This window comes from Pseudomonas sp. IPO3778 (assembly GCF_013386825.1).
Lineage (GTDB): Bacteria > Pseudomonadota > Gammaproteobacteria > Pseudomonadales > Pseudomonadaceae > Aquipseudomonas.
Map to the genome: position 1 here is coordinate 33,422 of NZ_JACARC010000006.1, position 5,899 is coordinate 39,320.

Annotated in this window: 6 protein-coding genes; all 6 read right to left on the bottom strand. The window is 63.2% G+C overall.

The genetic code is table 11. From position 1 onward, the window contains the following. Window positions 1-89 precede the first annotated feature (89 nt). From HX855_RS01600 to fmdA, 6 genes are read right to left on the bottom strand one after another with little or no spacing between them, the layout of a single operon-like run. Window positions 90-1,445 (bottom strand): MATE family efflux transporter, encoded by a 1,356-nt coding sequence (locus tag HX855_RS01600; protein ID WP_177091399.1) that lies wholly within the window; start codon window positions 1,443-1,445, stop codon window positions 90-92. 22 nt (window positions 1,446-1,467) lie between these two features. After that, the gene (locus HX855_RS01605; RefSeq protein WP_177091397.1) at window positions 1,468-2,040 is read right to left on the bottom strand and encodes a DUF2239 family protein; all 573 of its coding nucleotides are present in this window, start codon (window positions 2,038-2,040) and stop codon (window positions 1,468-1,470) included. 50 nt (window positions 2,041-2,090) lie between these two features. After that, the gene (locus tag HX855_RS01610) at window positions 2,091-3,047 is read right to left on the bottom strand and encodes an AAA family ATPase (protein WP_177091395.1); all 957 of its coding nucleotides are present in this window, start codon (window positions 3,045-3,047) and stop codon (window positions 2,091-2,093) included. A 3-nt stretch (window positions 3,048-3,050) separates the two neighbouring features. Then, the gene (locus HX855_RS01615; protein ID WP_177091393.1) at window positions 3,051-4,094 is read right to left on the bottom strand and encodes an aliphatic amidase; all 1,044 of its coding nucleotides are present in this window, start codon (window positions 4,092-4,094) and stop codon (window positions 3,051-3,053) included. 15 nt (window positions 4,095-4,109) lie between these two features. After that, window positions 4,110-4,457, bottom strand: coding sequence for an FmdB family zinc ribbon protein (locus tag HX855_RS01620; protein ID WP_177091391.1), 348 nt, complete (start codon window positions 4,455-4,457; stop codon window positions 4,110-4,112). A 2-nt stretch (window positions 4,458-4,459) separates the two neighbouring features. Beyond that, window positions 4,460-5,689 (bottom strand): formamidase, encoded by a 1,230-nt coding sequence (gene fmdA, locus HX855_RS01625; protein WP_177091389.1) that lies wholly within the window; start codon window positions 5,687-5,689, stop codon window positions 4,460-4,462. Window positions 5,690-5,899 lie beyond the last annotated feature (210 nt).

The window sequence follows — 5,899 nt, forward strand, 5'->3', positions numbered from 1 at the left end:
GCCTGCGATGGCATCACCTCGGTGTGCCTGATGTACCGAGTTGTCTGCATCGCAGGCAAGCCAGCTCCCACAGAAAAGCCCAAAAAACCTCACACCAACCGCTTGATCTGCTTATGCCGCCATACCAAGCGGTAATACGCCGTCTGCAACCCCAACATCGCCAGGTATGTCACTGGAAACGCCATCCAGACCCCTTCCAGCCCGAACCGTGCATTGAGCAGGTACGCCACCGGCAACTCCACCCCCAACACACAGACAATCGAAATGCCCACCGGCACCAGCACCACCCCGCTGGCCCGCATGATCCCGCCCACCACCGCCTGGAAGCCAAACACCAGAATGCTCCAGAGCATGATGTGCAGCAGGTGTTCAGCCTTCACCCGCGCCTCAACGTCGGTAATGAACAGCCCCAGCAACCAGTGTGACAACCCATACCCCAGCACAATCAACCCGCCCGTCAGGCACAGGTTGATCAAGATCCCCGTGCGCAGGATCGGCCCGATGCGCTCCAGGCGCCCTGCCCCGATTGCCTGTGCCCCAAGAATCGAGGCGGTGATGGCAATCGACAGCGCCGGAAACTGCACGTAGTTGACGATCTGCGTCACCGCCCCATAGGCCGCCGTCGCCTGGGAGCCATGGCTGTTGACCAGCGCCAGAATCACCAGCTCCGACAGCGACAGCACCACCATCTGCAACCCGGTGGGCAGGCCGATACGCAGGACCTTGCCGAGGATCACCCGGTCCAGCCGCAACGCCGCCATCAACTCGCGATCCGGCGCCATGACGTGGTTTTTATGCCGCAGTCGCAGCACCAGAAAGGTCATCGCCAGGGCGTTGCCCACCAGCCCGGCCAGCACCGCGCTCTGGATGCCCATCGGCGGCAAGCCCAGCCAGCCCTTGATCAACGCCGGGGTCAGCACCAGGCCCACGGTGGTCGACACCACCAGCGCCAGCAACGGCGACACCGTGTCGCTCACGCCCCGCAGCAGTTGGGTGAACAGGATGAACACCAGCAGCAGCGGCATGATCAGCATCATCATCTGCGCATACCCCACCGCGTCATCCAGCACGTCCACCGGGGTGCCCAGGGCGTGCATGGCCGGGCGGGCAAACACGCTGCCCAGCACCGCCGCGATCACCCCGATCAGGGCGCCGAGGGTCAGGGTGGCGCCGGTGATCGACTTGACCATCGAGGTTTCCTGGGCGCCCCAGGCCTGGCCGATGAGCACCGAAGCGCCCGCCCCCAGGCCAATCACCAGGGCGATGAAGAAAAACACGATGGGGAACATCCCCGACACCGCCGCCAACGCCTGGGTGCCGAGCATCTGCCCGACATAGATACCGTTCAGGGTGCCGGAAAAGCTCTGGAGGAAATTGGACAGCACCATGGGTGCCAGAAAGATCAGGTAGATCTGCCACAACGGTCGTTGCTGGGTAACTTCCATGAAGGTTCGAGTCTCAATGCAATCAGGCAGGGAAAGCGTTGCGTGACAACCAGGCCAGGTACAGCTGCACATCCACCGGCCAGTGCGCAATCTTGTTGGAAAAATCGGCGCCGTCCTGGGCAAACAAGGCCCGCGAGGCTTCTTCGAAACCTGGCAGGTCACCGCCAATGGCGCTCATGAAACGATAGCTGGATTCCTTGGCCTGGCGACGTTCATCGTGCTCGGCATGGGCGTTGCGCGCTTCATCCACCAGCCGGCGCAAGGCCGCCGAGGCGCCACCGCGTTGTTGGCCCAGCCACTCCCAATGCCGGGGCAACAGCGTCACTTCGCGGGCGACCACTCCCAGCTTCGGTCGGCCTACGGAAGGTGACGCGGGCACTTCGGCTTCGGTCACCACGACGCTCGGTTGCTGAGGTGCGTAACCGGCGGGCCAGGGATAGTCGACTTGGACACCGCTGGCGTCATCAAACACCAACACGCTGCCCGTCGACAGGTCGAGGCTGGCCAGTTTTGCGGCGACGTCGGTGTAGGAACCGGAAGCCACCCGTTGGTGGCCAAGGAAGGCGGTGCAGCTAGGAGAATGTGACGTGCTCATGACTATTACCCGGATTATATTGTTTTACCCGGATCATATTAGCCTTAATTTTATGAGTTGCAAGTCCCGTGTGGCGAAACCACCAAATGATCACCGCTGACGGTTGCTCCCATGTTCCGTACACCCGGATCGCGCAACAGGCATTCGGCAATCGCCGGCTCAAGCGCCACCCGCAATCGGCGGCCCAGGGCCCGCGCGCCAAAGCGTACGTCATGGTCACGGCACAGCCAGGCCCGCGCCGCGTCGTCCAGCACCAGGGAACGCTGCTGCGCCGCCAGGCGTTGATTGAGTTTGCCCAGCTCCACCTCAAGCAACGCCTCAAGCCACTGATGGTCGATGGGCTCGAACGTCAGGATGCGGTCGATGCGGTTGAGAAATTCCGGCTCGAAATGGCGGTGCAAGGCGTCCTCCAACACCCCGGCTTCACCCCGGCCCCACCAGCGCAACGGGGCAAACCGCTGCCGATGCCGACGCGCTTGTTGGGCGCCGACATTGCTGGTCATGAAGATCAGGCTGTTGCGAAAGTCCAGGGTGCGGCTGCCGCCCGCCAATGTCAGCTGGCCGTTTTCCAGAATGCCCAACAGGCTGCGCACTACTTCCTGGCTGGCCTTCTCCAACTCGTCGAACAGCACGATGCCGGGGCGGCTGTAGCTGCCCTGGATCAGTTCGCTGTTGAACAGGCTGATGCCCTCTTTACTGCCGACATAACCCGGCGGCGCCCCGGTCAGCGCCGCGGCGTAATGCTCCTGGGCCAGGGTGTGCATGTCGATACGGCAGAAACCGTCGGCCCGGCCGTGCAAGGCCAGGGCCAGCAACCGGACGATTTCGGTCTTGCCGACCCCGGTCGGCCCCATGAACAGGTTGACGCTCAACGGTCGCTCCCGCTCGCCGATATCGGCCTTGACCACCTTGAGCAGCCCTTCCACCTGGGCCAGGGCGGCGTCCTGGCCGACGATACGGCTGCGTAACAACGCCATGACCTGGGCCGGTTCAAAGGTAAACCGCATGCCTTAACCTGCCGTTTTTTCTTGACCGCCATGGGGCAACTGCCCCACCGGGCATTCAGCGACGCCGACGGTACTGCGGGTGAACGCTTCGACATTCTCCCGGGCCTTTTGCGCGTCCAGCACCCAGGTGCGATAGAACTCGAACGGACAATCCGCCACGCCCTGGTCCCCGTCGCCCGAGGCATGCATGCCGGTGTAGCCACGGTGCAGCAGCTTGAACAGATGGTTCTGCGACTGGTCGTTGGCCCGCGCATCGCGGATCTGCGACACCGAGAGTTGGGCGTACTGAATGCCCATTTCTTCCTCGCCGCACTCCCCCAGGGTACGGCCATCGAAACCAATAATCGCCGAGTGCCCGAAGTACGAATACACCCCGTCGAACCCCGCCGCATTCGCCACGGCCACATAGCAGTTGTTCGCCCAGGCCATGCTCTTGGACATCTGCACCTGCTGTTCCTTGGCCGGGTACATATAGCCCTGACAGCGCACGATCAACTCGGCGCCCTTCATCGCGCAGTCGCGCCAGATCTCCGGGTAGTTGCCGTCGTCGCAGATGATCAGGCTGATCTTCATGCCCTTGGGCCCCTCGCACACGTAAGTGCGGTCGCCCGGGTACCAACCCTCGATCGGGCACCATGGGATGCACTTGCGGTAACGCTGGACGATCTCCCCCAGGTTATTGATCAGCACCAGCGTGTTGTACGGTGCCTTGTGCGGGTGTTCTTCGTGGCGCTCACCGGTCAGGGAAAACACGCCCCAGGTATTGGCCTGGCGACAGGCCGCCGAGAAGATCGCCGTCTCTTCGCCCGGAATGCTTGCGGCGGTGGCCATCATCTCGTCGTGGTCGTACATGATCCCCATGGTGCTGTATTCGGGGAACACCACCAGGTCCATGCCGGGCAACCCCTGCTTCATGCCGACAATAATCTCGGCAATTTTCTTCGCGTTATCGATGACCTCGGCCTTGCTGTGCAGGCGCGGCATCTTGTAGTTCACGACAGCAACGCCGACCGTGTCCGGGCTGCTGGATATGTCGCCATGGCGCATTGCAAATCTCCTCGGTCAGTGACTGATCATCCAGGGCCGCGGCCCGGTCTTGGTCTTCAGGCCCAGCGGGTTGGCCTTGCTCGGCACCACCGGCTTGCTGGTGCCGCAGCAACTGCAGCCCGCCGGGTGTTTGCGCGCCTCCTGGTACTCACCGACGGTTTGCGGCGCGTGGGCACTGCGCTCGTTGCCGGCAATGGCCTTGCGCTGGCTGGCCGACAGCGTGGTCAGCGCCGGCGCCGACAGCAGCAACTGCCCACCCGGGCCGTCGCAATACGGGCACTGGCTGGGCTCGTGACGCTGGGCCATGGGCCGCAGCATCGTGAAGGTGCCGCAGCACTCACAGGCATATTCGTAAGTCGGCATGGCTACAGGTCCGGTGCGATGGGCAGGTCGATACTGCCGTCGAGGAATTGGGTCGGGCCGTTGGCGTTGGGGTTGATGTCGAACTCGAAGATCTCGGTGGGCAACCACAACGTCGCGCAGGCGTTGGGAATGTCCACCACGCCGCTGATATGCCCCTGCACCGGTGCCGAGCCGAGCAACGCATACCCCTGGGCCGGCGAGTAGCCGAACTTGGTCAGGTAGTTGATCGCATTGAGGCAGGCCTGGCGGTAGGCGACATTGACGTCCAGGTAGTGCTGCTGGCCCTGTTCGTCGACGGAGATGCCTTCGAAGATCAGGTAGTTCTTGTAGTTGGGAGTGATCGGGCTTGGCTTGAACACCGGGTTCTTGATCCCGTACTTGGCCATGCCGCCCTTGATCAGCTCGACCTTCATGTGCACCCAGCCGGCCATTTCGATGGCGCCGCAAAAGGTGATTTCGCCGTCGCCCTGGCTGAAGTGCAAGTCACCCACCGACAGGCCGGCGCCGTTGACGTACACCGGGAAGTAGATCTTCGAACCGCGGGACAAGTCCTTGATATCGCAGTTGCCGCCATGTTCCCGGGGCGGCACGGTGCGAGCGCCGGTGGCGGCGGCTGCGTCCCGGGCCGGGCCCTTGAGTTTGCCCATGTGAGCGGTGGCGGCCAGGGGCGCGTTGGCCAGAGGCGGGACGCGGGTCGGGTTGGTATCGATCAGCTCCTGTTCGCGGCGGTTCCAGTCGGCGAGCATCACCGGGTCGGGCAGGCAGCCGATCAGGCCGGGGTGGATCAGGCCGGCGAAGTTCACGCCCGGGATGTGCCGGGAGCTGGTGAACATGCCTTTGAAATCCCAGATGGCTTTTTGCGCGCTGGGGAAATGGTCGGTGAGGAAGCCGCCGCCGTTCTGGCGGGAGAAGAAGCCATTGAAGCCCCACTGGGAGTCGGCCTTGGCGCCGATGTCGAGCAAGTCGACCACCAGCAAGTCGCCGGGTTCGGCGCCGTGGACGCCCACTGGGCCGGAGAGGTAGTGCACGGTGGAGAGATCGACGTCGCGCACGTCGCTGGCGTCGTCATTGTTCTTGATGGCGCCGGCGGTCCAGTCGTAGGTTTCGAGGATGAAGTCATCGCCGGGTTTGACCCAGCAGGCCATTGGGATATCCGGGTGCCAACGGTTATGGATCTGCTCGTTTTCGGTGACGGGTTGGTTGAGGTCGACTTTGATCAGGGTGTCGGTCATCGAGGTGCTCCCGGAGGGTGGCTGGGCGGTGGGAGCAGTCTCGCGGGGATGGGGTTGGGCGGGGAATACGTTGGATGACGTATGCCTCTGGGGGGGGGGGCAGATCCGTTGGGGCGGTAATGGGCCGGGGGGATTGTGTACATATCCGTTGTTGCGGTAACGGCGGCTATGGGTTCCGCCCTTACGGCGGGTCACTTTTGGAAAGAGCCC